Source organism: Aestuariirhabdus sp. LZHN29 (assembly GCF_049985285.1).
Lineage (GTDB): Bacteria > Pseudomonadota > Gammaproteobacteria > Pseudomonadales > Aestuariirhabdaceae > Aestuariirhabdus.
This window is the reverse complement of the sequence record NZ_JBNIEU010000002.1, coordinates 1,094,305-1,117,318: the sequence shown is the minus strand read 5'-3', so window position 1 is coordinate 1,117,318 and position 23,014 is coordinate 1,094,305. Positions and strand designations below refer to the sequence as shown.

General features: G+C 56.2%; 22 protein-coding genes, 1 tRNA gene and 1 riboswitch. Of the genes, 15 read left to right on the top strand and 8 right to left on the bottom strand.

The genetic code is table 11. From position 1 onward, the window contains the following. Window positions 1-159 precede the first annotated feature (159 nt). The 5 genes from ACP3PW_RS11955 to ACP3PW_RS11935 all read right to left on the bottom strand — a co-directional run bounded on the left by ACP3PW_RS11955 (window position 160) and on the right by ACP3PW_RS11935 (window position 6,395). On the bottom strand, window positions 160-522 hold the full coding sequence (locus tag ACP3PW_RS11955) for a hypothetical protein (protein ID WP_426416926.1): 363 nt from the start codon (window positions 520-522) through the stop codon (window positions 160-162). A 366-nt stretch (window positions 523-888) separates the two neighbouring features. Beyond that, window positions 889-976 (bottom strand) — tRNA-Ser (locus tag ACP3PW_RS11950). A 276-nt stretch (window positions 977-1,252) separates the two neighbouring features. Then, a complete protein-coding gene (gene cobB / locus ACP3PW_RS11945; protein ID WP_426416925.1) occupies window positions 1,253-1,954 on the bottom strand; it encodes a Sir2 family NAD+-dependent deacetylase in 702 nt (233 codons plus the stop codon). A gap of 2 nt (window positions 1,955-1,956) precedes the next feature. After that, a complete protein-coding gene (locus ACP3PW_RS11940; protein ID WP_426416924.1) occupies window positions 1,957-5,118 on the bottom strand; it encodes an efflux RND transporter permease subunit in 3,162 nt (1,053 codons plus the stop codon). Continuing rightward, window positions 5,115-6,395, bottom strand: a complete 1,281-nt coding sequence (locus ACP3PW_RS11935) for an efflux RND transporter periplasmic adaptor subunit (RefSeq protein WP_426416923.1) — start codon at window positions 6,393-6,395, stop codon at window positions 5,115-5,117. The genes ACP3PW_RS11940 and ACP3PW_RS11935 overlap by 4 nt, the downstream gene beginning before the upstream one ends. Before the next feature lie 209 nt (window positions 6,396-6,604). On the opposite strand from ACP3PW_RS11935, the gene ACP3PW_RS11930 reads away from it, so the two are divergent. Together ACP3PW_RS11930 and ACP3PW_RS11925 are read left to right on the top strand one after the other, a co-directional pair. Continuing rightward, the gene (locus ACP3PW_RS11930; RefSeq protein ID WP_426416922.1) at window positions 6,605-7,333 is read left to right on the top strand and encodes a glutathione peroxidase; all 729 of its coding nucleotides are present in this window, start codon (window positions 6,605-6,607) and stop codon (window positions 7,331-7,333) included. Window positions 7,334-7,640: 307 nt separating this feature from the next. Next, complete coding sequence (locus ACP3PW_RS11925; RefSeq protein ID WP_426416921.1) at window positions 7,641-8,060, top strand: CBS domain-containing protein; 420 nt, start codon at window positions 7,641-7,643, stop codon at window positions 8,058-8,060. A gap of 77 nt (window positions 8,061-8,137) precedes the next feature. Here the strand turns inward: ACP3PW_RS11925 and ACP3PW_RS11920 are convergent, their stop codons facing one another. Continuing rightward, entirely contained in the window at window positions 8,138-9,970 is a 1,833-nt protein-coding gene (locus ACP3PW_RS11920; protein ID WP_426416920.1) for a beta-ketoacyl synthase, read from the bottom strand. A 166-nt stretch (window positions 9,971-10,136) separates the two neighbouring features. Here ACP3PW_RS11920 and ACP3PW_RS11915 point away from each other — a divergent pair, with 166 nt between their 5' ends. From ACP3PW_RS11915 to cobO, 6 genes are all read left to right on the top strand, one after another. Continuing rightward, window positions 10,137-11,120 carry a GlxA family transcriptional regulator gene (locus tag ACP3PW_RS11915; protein ID WP_426416919.1) on the top strand — a complete coding sequence of 328 codons (984 nt, stop codon included), beginning with the start codon at window positions 10,137-10,139 and terminating at the stop codon, window positions 11,118-11,120. Window positions 11,121-11,222: 102 nt separating this feature from the next. Then, window positions 11,223-11,408, top strand: a riboswitch (cobalamin riboswitch). A gap of 44 nt (window positions 11,409-11,452) precedes the next feature. Further along, complete coding sequence (locus ACP3PW_RS11910) at window positions 11,453-11,644, top strand: CbtB domain-containing protein (protein ID WP_426416918.1); 192 nt, start codon at window positions 11,453-11,455, stop codon at window positions 11,642-11,644. A 16-nt stretch (window positions 11,645-11,660) separates the two neighbouring features. Continuing rightward, window positions 11,661-12,416, top strand: a complete 756-nt coding sequence (locus ACP3PW_RS11905) for a CbtA family protein (protein WP_426416917.1) — start codon at window positions 11,661-11,663, stop codon at window positions 12,414-12,416. Next, the gene (locus tag ACP3PW_RS11900) at window positions 12,413-13,468 is read left to right on the top strand and encodes an ATP-binding protein (RefSeq protein ID WP_426416916.1); all 1,056 of its coding nucleotides are present in this window, start codon (window positions 12,413-12,415) and stop codon (window positions 13,466-13,468) included. The genes ACP3PW_RS11905 and ACP3PW_RS11900 overlap by 4 nt, the downstream gene beginning before the upstream one ends. Then, complete coding sequence (locus tag ACP3PW_RS11895; RefSeq protein ID WP_426416915.1) at window positions 13,390-14,163, top strand: vWA domain-containing protein; 774 nt, start codon at window positions 13,390-13,392, stop codon at window positions 14,161-14,163. Before ACP3PW_RS11900 ends, ACP3PW_RS11895 begins: the two co-directional genes overlap by 79 nt. Continuing rightward, window positions 14,160-14,762, top strand: coding sequence for a cob(I)yrinic acid a,c-diamide adenosyltransferase (gene cobO / locus ACP3PW_RS11890; protein WP_426416914.1), 603 nt, complete (start codon window positions 14,160-14,162; stop codon window positions 14,760-14,762). The genes ACP3PW_RS11895 and cobO overlap by 4 nt, the downstream gene beginning before the upstream one ends. Before the next feature lie 28 nt (window positions 14,763-14,790). Here the strand turns inward: cobO and ACP3PW_RS11885 are convergent, their stop codons facing one another. Beyond that, window positions 14,791-16,092, bottom strand: a complete 1,302-nt coding sequence (locus ACP3PW_RS11885) for a cobyrinate a,c-diamide synthase (protein WP_426416913.1) — start codon at window positions 16,090-16,092, stop codon at window positions 14,791-14,793. Window positions 16,093-16,445: 353 nt separating this feature from the next. Between ACP3PW_RS11885 and ACP3PW_RS11880 the strand changes: the two genes are divergently transcribed. Beyond that, a complete protein-coding gene (locus ACP3PW_RS11880; RefSeq protein ID WP_426416912.1) occupies window positions 16,446-17,537 on the top strand; it encodes a cobalt-precorrin-5B (C(1))-methyltransferase in 1,092 nt (363 codons plus the stop codon). Further along, window positions 17,538-18,290 (top strand): precorrin-6A/cobalt-precorrin-6A reductase, encoded by a 753-nt coding sequence (locus tag ACP3PW_RS11875; protein WP_426416911.1) that lies wholly within the window; start codon window positions 17,538-17,540, stop codon window positions 18,288-18,290. On the opposite strand, the gene ACP3PW_RS11870 is transcribed toward ACP3PW_RS11875, so the two are convergent. Further along, window positions 18,287-18,433: a hypothetical protein gene (locus tag ACP3PW_RS11870; RefSeq protein WP_426416910.1), complete on the bottom strand. Its 147-nt coding sequence runs from the start codon at window positions 18,431-18,433 to the stop codon at window positions 18,287-18,289. The two genes, ACP3PW_RS11875 and ACP3PW_RS11870, sit on opposite strands and share 4 nt — an antisense overlap. A 75-nt stretch (window positions 18,434-18,508) precedes the next feature. On the opposite strand from ACP3PW_RS11870, the gene ACP3PW_RS11865 reads away from it, so the two are divergent. The 5 genes from ACP3PW_RS11865 to ACP3PW_RS11845 all read left to right on the top strand — a co-directional run bounded on the left by ACP3PW_RS11865 (window position 18,509) and on the right by ACP3PW_RS11845 (window position 22,972). Next, a complete protein-coding gene (locus tag ACP3PW_RS11865; protein WP_426416909.1) occupies window positions 18,509-19,444 on the top strand; it encodes a sirohydrochlorin chelatase in 936 nt (311 codons plus the stop codon). A 67-nt stretch (window positions 19,445-19,511) separates the two neighbouring features. Continuing rightward, window positions 19,512-20,150: a precorrin-8X methylmutase gene (locus ACP3PW_RS11860; RefSeq protein ID WP_426416908.1), complete on the top strand. Its 639-nt coding sequence runs from the start codon at window positions 19,512-19,514 to the stop codon at window positions 20,148-20,150. Then, a complete protein-coding gene (gene cbiE / locus ACP3PW_RS11855; RefSeq protein WP_426416907.1) occupies window positions 20,150-21,484 on the top strand; it encodes a precorrin-6y C5,15-methyltransferase (decarboxylating) subunit CbiE in 1,335 nt (444 codons plus the stop codon). Before ACP3PW_RS11860 ends, cbiE begins: the two co-directional genes overlap by 1 nt. Beyond that, the gene (gene cobI, locus ACP3PW_RS11850) at window positions 21,477-22,208 is read left to right on the top strand and encodes a precorrin-2 C(20)-methyltransferase (RefSeq protein WP_426416906.1); all 732 of its coding nucleotides are present in this window, start codon (window positions 21,477-21,479) and stop codon (window positions 22,206-22,208) included. The genes cbiE and cobI overlap by 8 nt, the downstream gene beginning before the upstream one ends. After that, on the top strand, window positions 22,205-22,972 hold the full coding sequence (locus tag ACP3PW_RS11845) for a cobalt-precorrin 5A hydrolase (protein ID WP_426416905.1): 768 nt from the start codon (window positions 22,205-22,207) through the stop codon (window positions 22,970-22,972). The genes cobI and ACP3PW_RS11845 overlap by 4 nt, the downstream gene beginning before the upstream one ends. Window positions 22,973-23,014: the final 42 nt, after the last annotated feature.

Here is a 23,014-nt window from a genome sequence, read left to right as displayed (position 1 = left end):
AGATATTGCTGTACGACCATATTCGATTGGCTGTACCCGATATGCCGAGCAGCTTCGTCCAGCCGGTCGGCAATATGGATCGGCATTGAAAACGTTTTCTTGGTGATTTGTGTTGCTGCCATGGTGATACTCCGGTCGTAGGGGCTATGTCTGGAGTATTTATGCCGTGATACCGAGGTATCGCCTGGGCTTCACATGGATCACACGACTGAACACCATTGCCACATACGTGATGCCATCGGTGACACCAGTAATTACCGTATCCTTTAAATCCGTCCCAAGGCGGTCATCAGCAATGTCGATGAAGTCGTTGGCAACAACACAAAGATCAAGCCATGTGGGGTCGGTTAGTACTGCACTCGTAAGACCCGACCCTTCCCCCCAATCAGGATCGTGGGGTAGATGGACAATCACCTTGCCTTCGAAAGCGACTTCTTCAAGGTTATCGATAGCCGCGAGGCTTGTCTTACCTTCCCTAACACCATAAACAAAAATGCCCGGCACGATACAGGGAAACGGCATTTTGGAGGTATCGTTGGGAGGGATGAATCAATACAGCCCTAAGGCTGTATTGCCCCCTGCGGGGCTTCGCCACTACCGTGGCTCGTTTCCAATGCGCTGCATTGGTCGAACCGCGAGGCTTCTCTGACCCGCCCTAACACCATAAACAAAAATGCCCGGCACAATACAGGGGAACGGCATTTTGGAGGTATCGTTGGGAGGGATGAATCAATACAGCCCTAAGGCTGTATTGCCCCCTGCGGGGCTTCGCCACTACCGTGGCTCGTTTCCAATGCGCTGCATTGGTCGAACCGCGAGGCTTCTCTTGCCTGCCCTAACACCATAAACAAAAATGCCCGGCACAAGGCCGGGCATTTTTGTTTAATATGGCGGTGAGGGAGGGATTCGAACCCTCGGTACGTTGCCGTACACACACTTTCCAGGCGTGCTCCTTCAGCCACTCGGACACCTCACCAAATTTTAATCTGTGCGCTTTAACTGATCTCTAATCAATTCAGGAGCGCACTCCTGCGTGCTCGCCCTGGCGGGTCGTCAGCTTTGCTGCCGATCTCTCTGAAAACCATCGAGTCAGCCACTCGGACACCTCACCACAGGGCCGTCGCGGGAACAGCTACGAGTGCTCCGACAACAGCGGGCGCTACTCTATAACAACTCCCATTCAAAGGCAAACCGTAGTCAGAACAATCACCCCAGACGCTCAATTTTTAAACAACGACGTTTCCCGGGGCCTTTAGGCGAGGCGTGAAAAAAACTCCGGTACCAACTCACTAGCAGGCCCATTTCGACGCTCGGCAAAGCCGCTGGCTACTTTCGATGGCTCCAGATTAAGCTCCACGGTATGGGCTCCGTGACGCTGGGCCTCATCAAAAAAACCCGCCGCGGGATAGACATTGCCCGAAGTGCCGATCGCAACGAAGAGGTCACAGCGCTCCAAAGCGTTATAGATCTCCTCCATATAAAACGGCATTTCATTGAACCAAACGATGTGGGGCCGCAGTGTTCCTTTCTCCCCACAGCAATCACAGCACTCATCAACGGCCAGCGCCGTTGTCTGCTCTCGCACCCGCCCACTATGCTGACACCGCGCCTTAAGTAATTCTCCATGCATATGCAACAGCGCACGACTTCCGGCACGCTCGTGCAGGTCGTCAACATTTTGGGTGACCAGCAAAAACTCTCCGTCAAATTTAGCCTCGAATTGCGCCAGCGCCAGATGAGCCGGGTTAGGCAGCACCTCCCCGCTCAACAGCTGCTGACGGCGCTGGTTGTAAAATGATTGCACCAGCTCGGGATTAGCAGCAAACCCTTGCGGGGTAGCAACCTCCTCAATAGGGTGATCTTCCCACAAGCCGTCGGACGCCCGAAAAGTACGAATCCCCGACTCCGCAGAGATACCCGCCCCGGTCAGAACCACCACCGATCGATACTGCATCCCTATCCCCCCTCATTCCGTGCAGAGAGTGACTCTACTTTGTGCATATGCCGATGGGCCCGAAACTTTGCCGTCAGGCTTTCAATAACAATGAGCTGTGCCGGAATCACCAATAGAATCAGCAGAGTACCAAAGGCGAGCCCGAACACGATGGATGTCGCCATCGGTATCAAGAACTGAGCTTGCAGAGAGGTCTCGAACAGGATCGGAGTTAAACCGGCAATTGTGGTTAAGGAGGTCAACAGGACGGCCCGAAGCCGCTTGCAGGCGGCCTCCACAATCGCATCAGTAATGGTCCACCCCTTCTCGCGCAGCTCGTGATAAAAACTGATAAGGACAATCGAGTCGTTAATCACGATACCCGTTAACCCAAAGACACCAAACAGGGAGAGAATCGTCATATCCAGCCCCATAAACAGGTGGCCAAATATCGCCCCGGTGATACCAAACGGAATAGCCAGCATCACCGCAATGGGCCAGGAGTACGATGAAAATACCCAGGCCAGGATGATATAGATCAGCAGTAGTGCCAACACCAGGCCGCTTAACATATCGGCGATGGTCTCCTGCTGCTCCGCGCTACGCCCTTCGAACTCAATTCTGACGCCATAACGATCGACCAGCTTGGCAAAGGTACTCTCCTGCAACTGAGCGATGATTTCATCCGCATTTCCGGTGTTCTCATCAACATCAGCGGTCACCAGCACCGCAAGCTCTCCATCTACGCGATTCAAACTGTCGATACCCTGCCGACTTGAGAACTCCACCACGTTATCCAGCAGCTCTGTGCGGCCATTGGGCATAATAAAAGGCATCTGGCGCAGTCGGTTCAGGTAGTCCCGCTCAACATCGGGCAGCACCACACGAACCTCCACCTCGGCATTCGCATCGTGAAACACCTGCACCAACTGGCCATCAAGCGCTGAGCGTAGCTGGCGCCCCACGCCCTGCAGGGTTAGCCCCAGGGCTTGGGCGGCGGGTTTAAGACGATAGATAATCTGCTCGCGCCCATAGGGTAAGTCATCATCTACGTTACTGACTCCAAGGTACCCGCTCAGGTCAGCCTGCAACGCGAGCGAGGCCTCCTTCAAACTCCCCACATCGCCTCCGACCAGTTTTATCTCAATCGGTTTGCCCGGAGGACCCGCTTGTTGCTGGGCGATAGAGAACTTTTCTATGCCGGGGGGGAGCTGGATACGCGAGCGCCAGGCATCAATGATCTGCTGGTTGGTCAGCTCCCTCGAATCGGCAGACAGGATCTCGACCTTAAGCGCGCCAAACTCATCACCACTGTCGAACAGGCCACTGAAGTCATTGATCAGCCCCTGCTTGTGCATGGAGATCGCATGCACCACAAGGCCACCACCCAATGCGGCATCTGCTTCAAATAGTTTCTCTTCAAGATAGTCCAGAAACTCATTAACCTCGCTCTCCGATGTGCCCACACTGAACTGCACACTGGCATTCACAACGGTGCTATCGATGGTAGGAAAAAAAGTAAACTTGATCCAACCCGTAGAGAGCAGTGAAACACTCAATACAAAGAGCGCAAAAGCAGCGGTAATTGTCGTCGTTCGATGCTCGATAAAACGTTGCACCCACCCTCTAAACCGCTCCTCACGAAACCGCTCAAAACGCTCATCAAACGATTTCCGCCACCTCCCCGGCTCACCTTCACTCTTTAAGCTATGGCGCAGGTGGCCAGGTAAGATCAGGAAGCACTCCACCAGTGAGGCGACGATGACGCAGATCACCACGGTTGGAATATCAATCAGGATATTACCGATATTGCCGCCTATCATCAGTAACGGCAAGAAGGCAGCTATCGTCGTCATGGAGGAGGCGACCACAGGGGCAAACATACGGCGGGCACCGCTAACTGACGCATGAAGTGGCGTATCACCATCTTGCAAACGCGCGAGAGTGTTCTCACCCACCACGATCGCATCATCGACGATAATGCCGAGGGTCATGATCAAGCCAAACAGGCTGATCAGGTTGATACTCCCCCCGATAAGATACAGCACGGCCAGCGCCGCCAGAAAGGAGATTGGGATTCCCACCGTCACCCACCAGGCCACCCGTACATTGAGAAACAGGAACAGAATGCCGATAACCAGAACCAACCCGCCCAGGCCGTTTTTGAGCAGCAGGTCAATTCGATCTTTCAGATAGGTCCAACTCTCATCGTAAACCAGTAACGAGATCGTATCGGGCAGCTCCGAGCGCTTTTGCTCCAGCCACTGGTTCATCAGCCGTGCCGATTTAAGGGTGTCATCTTTTTTGGCCCGCATCAGGGACATCTGAATAGCAGGCTTCCCTTTATAGGTGATGTAACTTTCGCCATCCTGGGATCGCCGCTCGATATGGGCCACATCGCCAAGGCGCACCAACACACCATTTTCCTGCACCAGCAGGGGCAAGGATTCAAAACCACCGACGCTACGTTCCTGACCAAGGCTACGCACCATACGCGAACCCTCCTTGCGCCCCGCGGTTCCCGCTGGCAGATCACGGCTGCGCTGGCGCACAAAATTGGCAACCTCCTCCAGCGTCAACCCAAGGTCGTGCAGCTCTTGCGGAGCGATCTGGATCGCGATCTCCTCTTCGGGCATACCGGTGAAGTTCACCTTACGCACGCCCAGTGCGAGTAGCTCCCGTTCCAACCGATACACCAGCGGCACCAGTTCCGCCAGGGTGTCGGTTCCGGTCACCAGCACTTTGGCGACCGACTCGTAACGAGTCAGTTTTTGCACCACCGGCTCTTCCGCGTCCTCCGGCAAATTGGTTACCGAGTCGATCGCCTGCTTAACATCATCGAGCACCAAACCCATTTCGCTATCGGGGTCCACCTCAAGGCGAAAACTGCTGATTCCCGAACTGGATTTGGCGAAGTTTTTTTCAATCCCGTTAATGCCCTTGAGCTCCCGTTCAACCGGAATGGTAATGGCACGCTCCACATCCTCTGCACTCGCTCCACTCCAGACAACGTTAACGGTAATCAGGTCGACTTCAAACTCCGGGAAAAACTGCGTATTCAGCCGTTGCAACGCCCACAGCCCGGCGAGAATAATCAAACCCATTAATAGATTTGATGCCACACGGTGGCTGGCAAAAAGTGAAAGAAAGCCCCGTTGTGCCTCCTCTGCTTTCGGCTTACTCATTTAGTGGCTCCGATAGGGGCTGAAGAGACCTTCAATCCACTCACCGCTCCTGGAAGCTGAGTAATCATCACGCGCTCTCCAGACTTTAACCGGGGCGCCCGAATCAGCACCCACTCACCACTTTCATCCTGCCACTCCCCCACTTTGTCGATCTCTACGGATTCAAGCAGCTGATCACTATTGACTCTATATAGCCTGCGATCTCCATAAATTGCCTGCGCGGGGACCGCAATCAGGCCCTCCTGCGCCGGCAAGTCGATATCAATCACCACCGTGCGCCCGATCTCCATAAAGCTTGCCTCCGTAGGGGAGAGACTAAACAGCGCATCGACACCGCCTCTGCCACCCGCTACAGACGCCGCCAAGCGATCCAGAGTGACGTTCGTGGTGACCCCATCGAGGCGCAGGCGTCCGGTAATAGCTTCACCCTCCAACAGATATTGACGTAATCCCGCCAGGTAGCGACCGGGAATCTGGGCGCGAACTTCCAGTTGACTGACATCAAACAGCGAAACCAAAGCATCCCCGGATTTAACCCGTGCGCCACGGGCGACCGAAACCGAGATCACCCGCGCGAAAAATGGTGCGGTCACCCTCGCTCGCGAAAGATCCAGCTCCGCTTGTCGCACCGCCGCCGCGGAGCGATCTTCCTGGGCCTGTAACTGCGCCAGGCGATTTTGGTGGTCGGATAGATTTAATTCAATTCGAGTAACCGCCAGCGCCTGCAGCGCCTCACTGCGCAGGGCCTCATCGAGCTGGGTTTTGGAGCTCATATTGCGGCTTTGCAGGGACTGCTGGCGTTCCACGCCCCGCCTGGAAATATCCAACAGCTGGCGTTCCCGCTTCAACGTCTCCTGCTCTGAACGATGCCGGGTGTGCTCGGCACTAATTCGTGCCTTTACATCTAATAGCTGTGCCTGGGATTGCTGTAGCGCCAACTCCGCATCACGAGGATCCAGGGCAACCAACAGGTCTCCCTTATTGACCTTAGCGCCCTCCCTCGCGATTACGGTACCGACAAATGCCGTTATGGGGGCGCTCAGCACAACTCGACTGGGAGATTCAATACGACCATAAAGCTGCAGGCGGGGGCGATAGCTATCGGGCTTGACGATCTGGGTAGCCACCAACGGCACAGGTGTGCCCCCGGCCTGCCGCTCACTACGAGTCCCCCCCAGCTTTAGCGCTGCCACTACCAGAGAGGTAGCCAGTACGATCAGTAAAGGCCAGACCCAACGGCGCACGGCGGAGACTTTGTTCCCTGTGATATCACTCATTTCATCTCATCCAGTAATAGAAGCGACAATCCTTATGGCCAAACCATCATACTCAAAGATAGGTTCGAGAGAAGTCTCTTATAGAGTGACGGAGCCACTATTGATCATTAGTTTTATCTATTAGTTATAGATAATTATTTAATTTTATGAATTCATAATCTTGGGCAATACTTGATGCAACATTACAGATTACTTATCAGGAGATCATTATGTTCAAACATCGCGAAGGCCAGTCCGTACCTCAGGTTACCTTTACCCTGAGGGAGAATAATGAGTGGAAACAGGTCACCAGTGAGGCGCTGTTTAAAGGAAAAAATGTGATCGTCTTTGCCCTTCCCGGGGCATTCACACCCACCTGCAGCTCCACCCATCTGCCGCGCTACAACGAGCTCGCCGGTGTCTTCGCGGAGAACGGGATCGATGAGATTATCTGCCTTTCAGTCAATGACACCTTTGTCATGAACGAGTGGCAAGCCGTGCAACACGCCGAGAATATTCGTTTTATCCCCGATGGCAACGGAGATTTCAGCGAGGGTATGGGGATGCTGGTTAACAAGGCAGAGCTAGGGTTTGGCAAACGCAGCTGGCGTTACTCCATGCTGGTGCGCGACGGCGTCATCGAAAAGATGTTCATCGAGCCCGATCAGCCCGGCGATCCTTTTGAGGTATCCGACGCAGATACGCTGCTTAATTACCTCAATCCCACCGCAAAGGTGCCAGAGTTTGTAACCCTGTTTACCAAACCAGGATGCCCGCACTGCGCAAGAGCCAAAGCATTGCTCGAAGACAGGGGCTACTCCTACGAACAGATAGAGCTCGGCAATGAGATCACCACCCGCTCCTTGCGCGCGACCACCGGAGCCGGGACGGTTCCCCAGGTGTTTATCGGCGGCAAGCTGATCGGTAGCGCTGATGAGCTGGAGGCCTATCTATCCTAGGTTAATCGGTGCCCGCGCAAACGGGCACCTGCAAATACTCAGTAAAGTGTGGCGGTGGTAGCAGACACCGCCCGTTACCCGGCCATTAAGAAGGCGCTAGATCCCGCTCTGTGGAGCCTCAACGATAAGCTTCCTGCTGCCCCCGCGATGCTGTCACACGGCCCGGGTTATGGGCCTGCAGCTTGACCCTAATCACAGCCCTTACAGGAAACTCTTCGCATCAGCACAATGGTCTAAACTTAATAACGACAGGGTACAGCAATGTTAGTACCGTTTCCCATGCCGTTAACAGCAAGGAACAACGACTATGAATAGGCCTTCAATACGAGTCTCGGATTACATGACCAGGAATCATCCACCCATTGCCTGTGGAACGGACCTTGGCGTTGTAGTTGAGCGATTAACCAAGGAGCATGTTCCTGGTTTGCCTGTGGTCGATGATCAGCACAAGGTGGTTGGATGGGTTTCCGAGCAGGACTGCATCCGGGCAGTTGTGAACGAATCCTACTACTGCGATCAAAAAGCACGGGTAAACGAAGTGATGCGCTCCGATGTACTCACGGTCTCCCCCGACGATGACATCATCGATGTCGCATCAAGAATGCTCGAAGACAAACCCAAAGTTTACCCCGTGGTACATAACGGCCAGCTGCAAGGATTAATCACCCGCTCTGACATCCTGCGCGCACTAAATGAAAACGGCAAAGGCTGCTGGCATAACTCCTGATCCTGCGAACACCCTACCAAAACCCGAAAGACCGGCTATAGCCGGTCTTTCTAGTCTCGCGGACAGTCGGCGTAGGTCTACTCGTAGGGGTTACCCAGGTCCAGGTCGACGGGCTTGGCATAACCGGGAATCCGCAACTCTTTGCGGTTGAACTCGATATCCTCTCCCCCCAAAACCCCTTCGCCGAATCGATAAATGGGACGGGTTTCGCCCTTGATGCAGGCCGCGTCATAGTCGGCCTGACGCTCCTGGGTTTGCTCATTCAGTTTTTGGTAGTTTGTCATCGCTTCCTTGCCGTGGCGCTTAAGTAGAATATCGCGGGTTACGTGGGGTGCCAGAATAGCGCCCGTCGCGTTATTGCCACCAAAGCCCTTGGAGTTCAAGAAGGCTACATCCATCGCCTCGGCGTTCACCTCTTCGTGCTGCATCAAAAAGCGCAACTGATCCTTGTAAACATCATCGGCTAGGTGGTCGATGGTGGTGATACCGGGTATCACACCGTATTGCCAGGTACCCAGGGTTGCAGCCAGCTGATCACCGGCGGCAGCCGCAATGGAGTGCCCGACGTAAGATTTTATCGCCGTCACCGGCAAGCCCTGAATACCAAACACCCGAGCCGCTTCATTCAGAATATGGGACTCGGTAATTCGATTTTGCGGCGTCCCGGTACCATGAGCCTGAACAAAGCTGCGCTTCAAACCCTTATCACCCACAATCGAGCGCACAACCGCCATCGCCTTGGCGACGGTGATGTAGTTTCCGAGGCCAGGACCCGAGATCGATTTTTTAACTCCATCGGCATTAACAAATATATCTGCCACCGAGCCATAAATATTGGCTCCGAGCTCCAGAGCTAATTCATCGTCACAAATCACAAAAAACTGGGCCGATTCGGCCAGGGTAAATCCGCAGTTACCCGAAAACGGGCGACAGGCACGGCGATGATTCAATACCTCTTCGGGGGAGAGTCCGTCCAGCGCGCGCAGTTCATCATCGCTGGCCAGCGCTCCCATAGTGCTATACCCCTCAAACACTTCGGGCACCAAAGGCGCCTCGGAGTTACCCACCAGGACAATGCGGCGGCGCCCGCTGCGAATATCTTCCATCCCCTGGTTGAGGTTGTAGAGAAACGTGGCACAGGCTCCCATATTGGTGCCGGTCGCCCCAACACTACCCAGAACGTAAGCGTTGATAAAATCGGCGGGCATCTCGGCAAAACCCAGAGGGCACTGCTTGGAGGTCACGCGCTTTCCAAGCAAGCGCGCCTGCATCATGCCACCCACACCATTGTAATCCAGCTGGGCCATACCGCTGCCAGCATAGACCGCGATCTGGTCTGGTGCGACGCTCTGTTTGACGCGCTCCCAGTCAAACCCCAGCGATGAGATAGCATCCGATGCGCCGTAGAGACTCATCTGCAATCCTCGCGGGTGATTGCGCGACTGGTATAGGGATGAGGGATCAAACCCGGAAGGAAGCTGGCCGGCGGAGTTTACGGTGGAGCGACGGGTAATCGGCACCAGCAGTGGCTGGCTATCCTTCAGGTCAATCCGCATCGAGGTAGTGTCATGCTCACTCACATCCCAATGGGCTGGAATAGGACTGCCCACCCGCTTCTTGTTCACCAACAGGGACGAGCCCTCATTTGCACCAAAGGCTTTATGCAGCGGGATCGAATCGGGATCAAACAGATTGTTTTCCAATTTGCGAACCAGGGTGCCACGAAGAATCTGCTCCGAGTCGGTTTCGTTATCGCTCTTTCCCATCAGCTGGGCCAGCGCCCGGGTCGTCGTCTCGGCGTCTGCCGCAGACAGTTTCTCAATCACCATTCTGCGGTAGGCGTGATGACAGGATGTACGGCCTGCGGGGCCGATACCTCCCATGCCAATAATGACGGGCAATTTGACCAAGGTTCTCTCCTTCGGGGTGCAGCGTTGCATGGCTGGACTCAGCGCCATAAACGAAAAGTGGTTTTGGCCTGTAGTTTAATATCGCGCCAGCCATCGCGATTGTACTAATCGGCCAAATTATAGTAATTATAGGCCACTAGTGATAAACAGCTCACAGAGTCTACCTATGCCACAGGTCACCGTCGTCGCCATTGAACATATGCTCGGGACCAGCGTCTCATTGCCCATGGAGATGCTGCACGCCGCCGACAGCTATCGTCACCTGTCCCGCACGCCGCACACAGAGCTGGCCATTAACGTCGCGGCCGTCACCACCTCTGCCATCGAGATGGCCGGCGGATTGCGTATTTTGCCCGATACTACCATTGACCAGGTTGCCCGTTGCGACCTGGTACTGGTGCCCGCCCTATGGCGCAATCCGGTTCCTATACTCCGCGCTAATGAGGTCCTGATCCAGTGGCTCAAAACCCTGCATAAAAAAGGAGCCGTGCTATGCGTCGCCGGCACCGGTGTCTGCCTGGTGGCCGAGAGTGGCTTGCTCGACAACCAGCCCGCTACCACCCATTGGTACTATTTTGATCGCTTTGAAAATCGTTACCCCAGGGTTCACCTGCAACGGGATCACTTTATTACCGAGGCAAACCGGATCTACTGCGCCGGTAGCGTCAACTCCGTCGCGGACCTGATGGTGCATATCATCGAGATGCTGTACGACCGGGATATCGCCTCCCGGGTAGAACAGCAGTTCTCACGGGAAATCCGGAAATCCTACGATCAGATTTACTACTCCTTCAGCGATGCACGCAACCACCCCGATGAAGCCATCATTCGCGTACAGCAATGGTTACAGGACAATCACCACAAAGTGCTCAACAGTGCACAGATGGCGGCTCAAGCCGATATGAGCTTACGTACCTTCAACCGCAGGTTCAGGGCTGCGACCGGACTCAGTGCCCATCAATACCTGCTCCGACTTCGCATTGAAGCTGCCAAAGAGTTATTACGCCAAACGGATCTGGGTATTCATGCCATCTCCGAGGCCTGCGGATTTAACGACGATGCCTACTTTGCCCGCAGCTTTAAACGTCAGGAGCGAATGACCCCCAGCGATTTCCGGCGCAGCGTGCGCAGCAAACTGTTCTCCCTTTAGCCACACCCAAGCTGGGAGGGACAATAGGCATCCTTCTCAGCAAACCATGAATAATTCTCAATATCATCGACCTATCCCCTTCAAAAACCCGCTGGACTGGAGTACCGTAGGCGGCTTACAGGTGCCTTAACAGGTTAAACGGGAATCAGGATATCGCTATTGATACAGCCTGGGCTGTCCCCGCAACGGTAATCAAGCGCAACGCCCCACTTCCTGCCACACGCGGGAAAGAATTGAGGCGTAATAGCGCTCGTAAGCCCGGATACCGGCCTGCAACAATCACGACTACTCTTAATCCTACTGACTGCTCGGGTGCAAGCACGGAGTACACTATGCATACAAAGATCGAAACCGCCGCCATCGAAGTCCCTCGCACTACCGTGCGTACCCACGCCCTGCGCCAGCTGTTAGGCGCCCTGTTACTGGGTTCTACCGTACTTTATGCGGTTGGCTTCCTGCCTATGGCCACCGCCCACAACGCCGCTCATGACAGCCGCCACTCCCACGTTTTCCCCTGTCACTGATTCGGAGAATTAATCCATGAATCTTTTCCGCCAGACTGTTTTCCAGTCACTGGCTGCGGCAGTTATTGCCGGTTTGCTGCTCACCCTGATACAGCAGCTGGGGGTTACCCCACTGATACTGGAGGCAGAGCAATACGAAATCGCCGAGCCCGTCAGCATCCACAGTAACCAGCAAAGCGCTACCGCCCAGCACGACCACCACGGCGCAGCCTGGGCGCCGGACGACGGTTTCGAGCGACACCTCTTCACCTTGATATCCAACACAATGGCCGCGTTTGGGTTTGCCCTGCTGCTGATTGCAGCTATTCGTACCGGCCAGATCGCGGGGCGCTGGCAACGCGTTAGCTTTTTAGCCGGATTAAGTTGGGGTGGGGCGGGCTTTCTGGTTTTTTTTGCAGCGCCCTCCCTCGGCTTACCCCCCGAGATACCCGGAATGGTCGCCGCTGAGCTGGAGGCGCGCCAGGTTTGGTGGGTATTTTGTGCCAGTTCTACGGCGGTGGCGCTGGCCATCATTGCCCTCGCGCCCCTGAAGTGGAAAACCCTGGGGCTACTGCCCTTGCTCTTACCCCACCTGGTGGGTGCTCCCCAGATGGAGGGTCCTCACTTTGTGCACCCTGACCCAGCAGCGGTTCAAGCGCTAACCGCAATTCACCAGCAATTTATATGGGCGACAGGGATCACCAACGCCCTTTACTGGCTACTCCTTGGGGCTCTCTGCTGCGGGTTGATCTCCCGTGCTCCCCTCGACGAACAGCTCCAAGGGCCCGCATGAACACCCGCTTCCCGTTCAGCGCAATCGTCGGACAGGAGCCACTAAAGCTGGCGCTGTTATTGTGCACGATTGACCCGCGCCTGGGCGGCGTCCTCATCTCCGGCCCGCGAGGAAGCGCTAAGAGCACCCTCGCCCGGGGCCTCGCCGACCTTTTGGGCAGTGACGAACATTTCGTTAATCTTCCGTTGGGGGCCAGCGAAGAGCAGCTGGTAGGGACGCTCAACCTGCAACAGGTCCTGAATGATAATCAGGTGGTATTCCAGCCCGGGTTACTGGGCAAAGCCGATGAAGGGGTTCTCTACGTCGATGAAGTCAATCTACTGCCCGATCATCTCGTCGACCTTCTTCTCGATGCCGCAGCCTCTGGAATCAACCATGTAGAACGCGACGGCATATCCCATCAACACAGTGCACGCTTCACGTTGATCGGCACCATGAACCCCGACGAGGGAGAACTGCGCCCACAACTCCTCGACCGTTTCGGACTCAATGTTAAGCTCGACGCGAGCTACGATCCGCAAACCCGAATGGAAATCGTTAGGCAACGCATCGCCTTCGACGACAATCCGGCAGGATTTGTAGAGCAATACCGATCCCGACAGGATGCGCTGATTCAAAAAATTGATCAGGCAAAAAACAACCTTGATGGCATCGAAGTACCCCTATCGCAACAACAGGAGATCGCCCGCCGCTGCTCCGAAGCAAGGGTCGACGGTCTACGAGCCGACATAACCTTCCATCGTGCCGCTCGCGCCTGCGCCGCATGGCAGGGAGACCCAAGCGTTAAGCGACAACATATTGAGGCGGTCCACTCACTGGTGCTTACCCACCGTGAACGCCACGAGACGGACCACAAGGCACCCCCACCGCCACCCGCGGCAGATACCCAACATCAGGGCGCTAGCGACAGCACCTCCCCTCCCGCCACAGGCGCCGATTCAAACGGGCCAGCGGCCGGAAAAGGAAACGGTGATTGGGGAGAGATCCCCCCTCGGCCCCTGAACCCAGGATACCGCAGACGGCTGGATCCGGTTGCCGAAAAAAAAAACTAGACACACCCGGGTCGATCTCCGATAGCGGTCAACGTTCAGGTACCCGAATCCAACGTGGTACAGCACAGACCGGTCAGCCCGATCCCAGAAGCAATACTCAACAGGGCAACTGTGTTGACTGGTATGCGACACTTTCTCACCCCGATAATCGAACCCGGCAACGGCTAAAACATCTCATCCACAAACCTCGACGCCCACGACAGCCCACCCTTAACCTGATTTTACTCGACAGTTCCGGCTCTACCTTGCACCAACAGAACCTGCAACAATCCCTGGGTGTAGTCGAGGGATTGGTTAACGCCAGCTACCAGCACCGCCATCGCACGGCAATCATCCAATTTGGTAACCAGCAGGTGCATACATTATTACCGCCGGGGCGGCCCCCAAAGAGGATTCTTCCCCTGCTCCGTAACCTGCCCGCCGGCGGCGGCACGCCACTGCGCAATGCCCTCACAACGGGGTTACAACTGCTCACTCGGGAAGCGCGCAAGCGCCCGGGTGAGAGTCAGCACCTCTACCTGATTTCAGACTGCAAAAGCCTGGATTCGATCGCAGACCTCAAGGCTCACATACCGATCACCCTGATCGATACGGAGTCGGGCCCCGTGCGCCTTAACAGAGGCGCCCTGCTGGCTCAACAACTGGGTGCACGCCACCTTCACATTAAACAACTCAGCGACTGGAGCGAAGCATGAGCGATACCATTGACGACAAACACCAACGCAAAATGGCGCGCCTTAAAGAGGTCGTCGACGCGCGAATCGAACAGGCTCAGGAGGAGCGCGGCGTTCTGATCGCACTAAAAGGCAACGGTAAGGGAAAGAGCAGCTCTGCGTTTGGAACCATGGCCAGAGCGCTGGGACACAAACAGAAATGTGGTGTGGTTCAGTTTATCAAGGGGCGCATCGAAACCGGCGAGCAACTTTTTTTTGGCCAGCACCCCGGGGTCGATTTCCATGTCATGGGTACCGGATTTACCTGGGAAACCCAAAACCGCGCGCAGGATATCGAGGCGGCTGAAAAAGCCTGGGCTATTGCTGAAACCATGCTGCAGGACGAGAGTTACCAACTCCTTGTTTTTGATGAGATCACCTACCTGTTCAAGTACAAATATCTTGATGTAAAGCGGGTGGTGGAGGCGCTACAAAAACGCCCACGTCATATGAGCGTGATCATTACCGGACGAACATTGGCGCGGGAAATTGCGGAAATAGCCGACACCATTAGCATCGTGCAGGACGAAAAACACGCTTTCCGAGCTGGCGTAAAGGCCCAGCCCGGGATTGAGTGGTAACCGCCCGGCGCAGCGTCACGTCGCCCCCTTACGGATGCGGCGTTGAGAAGAATGTCGCGATGGTACCTGGTGCAGACTCAAAATAGAGATGCAGGTAGGAGGCTCGTAACCCCTTGTACTGATAGAACCACTCACCGGGCTGACCGTTCTTTTGCCGCACCGCCTGACTCAACCGGCATAACCCATGGTCATTCATCGAGGAGTGGTGGAACGTGTGCCCACGAAGCTGCCCCTCAGGCCAATCGACATATTGCAACCCCAACCCCTGCAAACGTTTTTCCAACCGCGCGTCGGCAGGGAGTACGTTACACAGCTGTGCCGATACCTCATCCCGCGAAAGGGTCCGAGTCAAATAGAGCATCCCTCCGCACTCGGCTAACACCGGTTTTCCACTGTCACAAAAGTTTGCCACCGAACGCAGCATCGAACTGTTTTCCCCCAAGGCTTCGATATGCAATTCGGGATAGCCACCGGGGAACCAGAGCGCATCCACTTCGGGCACCCCGGCATCAGACAGGGGGGAAAACTCCACCAACTCTGCCCCCATGACCTCCAGACAGCTTCGATTTCGGGGGTAGATGAAGCTAAACGCGGCATCACAGGCCAATCCTATGCGCAGCCCGTCGATGCGCTTATCAATACTCCAGGTCGATTCGGGTGCTGAGAATTCGACCGCTTCCGGCAGGCGGGTAATACCGGCCTCCTCCAGCACGGCCGCGCCCTGCTCCAGCATCTGCTCCAGTTCGGCGACCTCAGAGGCCTGCACCAGCCCCAAATGCCGCGATGGCAACTGCATGCGTTCATCCCGCGGAATGCCCCCGAAATAGTGCATCCCCTCGGGCAGGCTGCTTTGCAACATCTGATTATGGTTGTCACTACCGACCCGGTTTGCCAATACTCCGGCAAAGGGGAGGTCTCGCTGATAATTCGCCAGCCCATAGGCCAGGGCGCCAAAGGTCTGGGCCATGGAGCGGGCATCTATAACCGCCAATACCGGCACGCCAAATTCCCGCGCTAAATCTGCGCTGGAGGGGGTACCGTCATAAAGTCCCATTCCACATTCGATGATAATCAGGTCGCTCACCTGAGCGGCTTCATACAGCAGTTCACGACACCGCTGTGGCCCAACCATCCACAAATCAAGGCTATCAACCGGATTGCGTGAGGCCTGCTCATGAATCATGGGATCAAGGTAATCCGGTCCCGCTTTAAATACCCGTACCCGCCGCCCCTGATTAGAGTGCAAACGCGCCAGCGCGGCAGTGACTGTGGTTTTGCCCTGATTCGAGGCAGGAGCGGCAATCAATATAGCGGGACAATAAACAGGCATGGAGTATTCCAGATCAAGCGCGGTCAGTGGTTTACCGAAGCGACCTAAAGCGCAGTGATGGTGAGATCGAAAAGCAAAGAGTAAAACCGGAAAAACGATAACAGCGACAAGCCGATGCAGCAACCTGTATCCCGCGACGGCCCCGTAATCGGTGCCGCAAAAGAGCATCGCCTACAGGTTCAGCCATTCAGCCATGAAACCTCCGCCACCAGCACCCCACTCCTTGCCCGCCCCTGCAGCAAAATGGGATGGGTTCTCTGGTACAGCTTGCCATAAAAGCTGTAGACTGATGACCTAAACCACACAGTCGCAGGCGGATCAACGAGTTCATTCGTCTGCGGGTCAGGGAGATCATGAGGGAAGAAAGCTCCGAAGGTGCGCGCCCGCTTCGTCACGGATATACCACCGGTGCCTGCGCCACGGTTACTGCGCTGGCAGCGGCCAGTATCCTGCTCGGAGACACCCTGAACTCCGAGCTGGAGATCACGCTCCCAAAAGGGAAAAAAGTTCTACTGCCCCTGATACGTCAACGCCTTCTCGACGATGGCCGCGCCGAAGTTGCGACCATCAAAGATGCGGGTGACGACCCCGACGTCACCCACGGTGCAACCCTCTATAGTCGCGTCCAGCTACTGGACCTTCCCGGCACTCATTTTATCGCAGGCGAAGGGGTAGGAACGGTTACCCGGGCGGGGCTCCCTGTGCCCGAAGGCGAGCCCGCGATTAACCCCGTTCCCCGCCGCATGATCTCGGAACACCTCGAACAGCTGGCCCTCAAACACGGGTTTGGTGGCGGTTTTGCTGTGGAAATCGGAGTTGAAAACGGAGCCAAGCTCGCCACTAAAACCATGAATCCTCGGCTTGGCATCGTCGGGGGGCTGTCCATTCTGGGTACCACCGGCATCGTGCGCCCCTTCTCGTGCTCGGCTTATATTGCCAGCATCCACCAGGGAATGGATGTCGCGGCCAGCAACGGATACGACCATATCGCTGTCTGTACCGGCAGCAGCAGCGAGCAGGGTATCCAGCAGCAGTTAGGCCTGGATGAGATAGCGCTGGTGGAGATGGGAGATTTTGTCGGTGCCGCGCTCAAGCATTTACGTCATACCTCCTTAAAACGAATCACTATCGCAGGTGGGTTTGGTAAACTCAGCAAACTCGCCGATGGCCACCTCGACCTTCACAGCCGCCACAGCACCATTGACCTTACCGGCATCGCACACCGTGCTTCAACCATCGGTGCTTCTGCCCTCTTGCAGCAGCAGATACTCACCGCCAACAGTAGCCTGCACGCACTGCAATTGTGCCAACGGGAATCACTGCCGATTGCTGACAAAATTTGCCAGGACGCCCGCCAACAAGCCCAGCGAATCAGTCGCTGCACAACACCCATTGACGTATGGGCCTTCGATCGCAGCGGGCAACTGCTGGGGAGCGCGGGCTAGATGAAAATACTGCTACTCGGCGGCACAGGAGAGGCCAAGAAACTGGCCACAAGCCTCCACAACAAAGGCCATCAGGTGATCTATTCAATCGCTGGCCTGGTGCGCTACCCCAGGCTTCCCTGCGAGGTGATCAGCGGCGGCTTCTCCCGCCACTGCAACTCCCCCGAAACCACCGACCGCAACAAGGGAGCCGAGGGCCTGAAAAACTGGCTGCGCCTGAATGAGATCACCCTGGTGATCGACGCGACCCACCCCTACGCCGCCCGAATATCCACACATGCCGTCATCGCGTGCCAGCAAACCAACACCCCTTGCTGGCGTTTTCAACGTGCACCATGGAGCAGCAGCCCGGACCTCCCCTTTCAGGAGATAGACGACTGGAGTACGTTACGGGAGACGCTGGGCCATTATCATCGCCCTGTATTCACAATCGGGCAGATGCCATTACGGCACCTGGATATCCCAAAGCACCAAATCTGGCTGGTACGAGGCGCCATCTATAACGAGGTGGAGCATCCCCGCCTCAACCAAATAGAGGCGATCGGCCCCTTCTCCCTCGCCCACGAGGAGCAGATGCTGCGGCTGCACCACGCCGACCTGCTGGTTGGCAAAAATAGTGGTGGAAGAGCAATGGCCACCAAACTACTGGCCGCTACCCATCTACAGGTACCGGTGATTCTTCTTAAGCGACCAACCCTTGTCGCGGCCGATCGTGAGTTTTCCTCGCTCGATGAGCTAACCTCGCAACTCTAGCAGGCTAAAACTGACGTCATAAGGCAGCGCAGAACGGTGCCTGCAACCTCGCTCATCAGGTTATGAAAATCAACCATGACGAGAACGCTGATCTCGCTGTCCGGTGCCGCCAGAAGTGTTAAAATAGGATATCCATCGATCATTAACCAACCACCTCCCTGCCGTTGCCATGTATTGACACTAATCGTGGGCCAACGCCAGCAACCAAGTGACCCTCTATGACCCAAGATTCAAAACCCGCCCTACTCGTTGTAGGCCACGGTTCCCGTGACGTAGAAGCGATAGAAGAGTTCCAGCAGTTGACCCGGCACCTGCAGAAACGCTATCCCGAGCGCCTCTGCGCAACGGGATTTCTCGAATTTGCACGCCCCCTGATCAGCGACGGCATCGAAGTGCTGCGTAGTCAGGGAGCGACAAAAATTACCGCAATCCCCGGAATGCTGATGGCCGCCGGCCACGCCAAGAACGATATTCCCAGCGAGCTGAACACCCTGCAATCTGAACTTGACGGCATTGAGATCACCTACGGCACCGACCTTGGCGTCCACCCCAAGATGATCCAGGCCGCGCAGGCGCGAATTGAAGAGGCGGAAAAATCCTTCGGCGACGACTACCAGCGTCAGGATACCCTGCTCGTTGTGATCGGCCGTGGTGCATCCGATGCCGATGCCAATTCAAATATTTCAAAAATCACGCGCATTCTCGAAGAGGGTATGGGGTTTGGCTGGGCGGTTACCGGGTACAGTGGCGTTACAACGCCGCTGGTCGAAGACACTCTCGCCCGCAGCCATCGCCTCGGATTCAAGCAAGTGATCGTTTTCCCCTATTTTCTCTTCACCGGACGCCTGGTGAAAATGATCTATCGTGTCGCCGATGAATACCAGCAACAGCACCCCGAGATCAATGTCGTCAAGGCCCCCTATCTCAATGATCACCCCCTGGTACTGGAAACCTTTATCGAGCGCATGGAGGAGACAGAAAAGGGGTCGGGAAACATGAACTGCCAAATGTGCCAATACCGCGTGCAGATCATCGGCTCCGAGCAAAAGGTCGGCTTGCCCCAGGAGGGGCACCATCACCACGTACGGGGAGCGGGTACCGACGAGGACCACCATCACCACGATCATGGCCACCACCATGGCCACGATCACTAAGAGTCCATCACCGGTTCTCTACATACCGGAGAGCCGACTTTGCAGCAGATGAGTAGCCTATAGCGCCATGTACGATTATCTCAAAGACCCCGTCGCCATCGAGCGCGAATCCTTTCGCCAGATTCGGGAGCTGACGGATCTATCGGCCTATTCTGACGACGAGGCGCAGGTTGCTATGCGACTGGTCCATACCTGCGGCGATCCGGGGGTAGTCGAGCAGTTACGGTTATCGCCCAATGCGATCGAAAAGGGTCTGCAGGCCCTTGCTGCTGACGCGCCGATTCTATGCGATGTGGAGATGGTACGGCATGGCCTGACTCGCCGCTATATTGACAACCCGACCCACTGTTTCCTCAACCTGGATGGTATTGGCGAACGGGCCAAAGCCCTCGGCGAGACCCGCACCATGGCTGCCCTGGAGCACTGGCCCCGCTTAATGGAGGGTGCGATTATCGTGATTGGCAACGCGCCAACGGCACTGTTTCGACTACTTGAAATGCTGGCCAAGGGCGAGGTTAAACCCGCGCTGATCATTGCCATGCCGGTTGGTTTCGTCGGCGCGCAAGAGTCAAAACAGGCGCTATGGGATGCACAGCAGTGGCTCGACGTCAGTACCATCACCCTGCTGGGACGTCGAGGCGGCAGCGCACTGGCCGTAGCAACACTCAATGCCCTGGCTCGTATCCAAATAGCGGAGCGGTACTGATGTCATCGCAGCGCTCATCACCCGCACCGTCCAGCCACCCGCTGGAGTGGACCGGCCCACCACTGACCGTTATTGGTATCTGCGCCGACACCCCTGCTGAACTGAGTCAACCGGCACGACAGGCGCTGCAGGAGGCTGAGCTGATCCTTGGCGCAGACCGCCACCTGAACGGGGTCAGCAAGTTGAACCTCAAAGCGGTCACCAGGCTATACCCTACACCCCTTGGGGACCTGCGCGACCTACTGGAACATCACAGCAACGAACGGGTGGTACTGCTCGCCTCGGGGGACCCTCTTTTTTATGGTATCGGTGGTTTCCTGTCGCGCATCCTGGCGCGCCAGCACCTGCGATTTCTGCCGGCCCTCTCCAGTATTCAGGTTGCCTTCTGCCGCCTCGGGTTGTGTTGGCAGGATGCACAGGTTGTGAGTTTGCATGGCCGCCCCCTGCAGCGCCTGCGGGCGAAGTTAGGCTGCGGCCGCACGCTGGCACTGTTAACCGACCAACATAGCCACCCCCAGGCGGTCGCTCGCGAACTTCATAGAGCGAAACTCGATCGTTCAACGATTTGGGTCTGTGAAGCACTGGGGAGCGAGCAGGAACGGGTACGGCAGTTTAGTGTCGCGGAGCTGTTGCTCAACGCCCCAGCCATTGAGGTAAATCCCCTCCATGTCACCATTGTGCAAACCCTCGGTGATGGTGGTGTGCAACCTGAGTTTCCTGGCATTGATGACCGCCGCTTTGCCACCGGCGAGGCACCCGGCAAGGGCATGATCAGCAAGCGCGAGGTAAGACTCGCGGCGTTGAGCCTGCTGCAACCGCGCGCCCAGGATATCGGCTGGGATGTGGGTGCCGGATGTGGCGCCCTCGCGGTGGAGTGGGCGCGATGGAACCCCCTGGGGCAACTTTATGCGGTGGAGCATCACCCTGGTCGCATCGATTTTTTGCGTGAGAATCGTGACCAATTCGGTGTCGATGCCAACCTTCGCATCATCGAAGGTACAGCGCCCGCTGCGCTGCATTCGCTACCCCAACCCCATGCCGTTTTTATCGGTGGCAGTGACGGCGAACTCCTTTCCCTGCTGGCATACTGCTGGCAACAACTTCATAGCGGAGGTCGTCTGGTTGCCAGCGCAGTAACCGAACAGAGCCGGGCGGCGCTGCTTGCGTTTTCCGCTAGCGAGGCCATGACCAATATCGAGTGCGAATGGACGCAGCTACAGGTCTCTCGCAGTGACACCCTCGGTAGCCAGTTGGTACTGCGTCCCAAAGCGCCGGTGCTCCTGCTCTGTGCCCGCAAGCCTTCGCGGCCGCCGGAGGTAATCACCCATGGCTAGCGGTAAGGGTGTTTTCATCGGTGTGGGTGTCGGCCCAGGAGCGCCTGACCTGCTGACACTTCGAGCGGTACGCGCCATCGCCAGCGCAGAGCTGCTGATTTACATTCAAAATCCCCAGGGGTTTTCACTCAGCCGTCACATCGCCCGCGAAGCCCTGGCACTGCCCGAGCGTAATCCTCAACAGCGGGAACTCCCGATCGTGCTCAATATGAGCAAAGATCGACAGCTGATTAACCAGCAATACGATCGGGCAGCGCAACAGATTAAGGATCATCTTGGCGAAGGCTACAACGCGGTGTTCCTGTGCGAAGGAGACCCCCTGTTTTTTGGCTCCTTTATCTATCTCCAGAGTCGCTTGCAATTGACCCATCGCTGCGAGGTGATTCCCGGCATTACATCGGTCAATGCCGCTAGCGCTGCAAGCGGAACGCCCCTCGCACTGATTGATGAGAACCTTGCCGTACTCAGCTCGCGCTCCACCGATCGGGAGATAGAGGACGCCCTAGCCAGCTTTCATAGTGTTGCCCTTTTAAAAGCGGGGCCACAGCTACCACGCCTGATCAATCTGCTTGAGCGCACTGGGCGCACCGATGATGGTATTTATCTGGAGCGAATTGGCCACGAAGACCAACGTATCGAAAAAAACCTAAGGCATATGGCGGACACTACAGGCCCCTACTTCTCTCTGTTATTGATCACCCGCCCCGAGCGCCCCTTACGATGAGCCGGCCAACCTGCATTCTCAGCCTTACTGGCCCAGGCGAGCGTCTGGCACAGCGGATCCTGCCTCTTATTCCCGGCGCCGAGCATCTGCATCGACCGCAAGATTTTACCTCCAGCTTGCAACAGCGCTTTACTCGCGGCGATCGCCTGCTGCTGATCTGCGCCACCGGCATTGCGGTACGAACCCTCGCCCCCGTGCTCCGCACAAAACATGAGGACCCTCCGGTTTTGGTACTGGATGAGGCCGGCCAGTGGATCATCCCCCTACTGTCTGGTCATGAGGGTGGCGCAAACGAATGGGGCCGCGAGCTCGCCTGTCAAACAGGCGCACAGCTGGTTTGCACCACCGCCAACGATTACCAGCACCCCCGTTATAGCCTGGGGATCGGCTGTGATCGCGGCTGCCCCGCCGGATTGATTAACGAGTTGGTTGAGGAGACTCTCAGGGAACACGCGATCTCCCTCGATAACATTGAGGCGGTTGCGAGCATCGATCTAAAAGCCGATGAAGCGGGACTGCTACAATTTTGCTCTGACCATAACCTGCCCCTGCGCTGTTTTGATGCAACCGAACTCAGGTCCGTTGAAGATCAGTTGAGCGAGCGCTCCGACATTGTGTTTCGCGAAGTCGGCTGTTACGGCGTAGCCGAGGCCGCCGCGTTACTGCGCGTAAATGAGCTGACCGGTAATCCCGCCGAATTGGTCATAAGCAAACACAAAAACAAACGTGCAACCTGTGCACTTGCCCGTAGTTACGACAGTTGATCGAATAACCGATACTCCGATCATGTGAGTCCGGAATCCGGC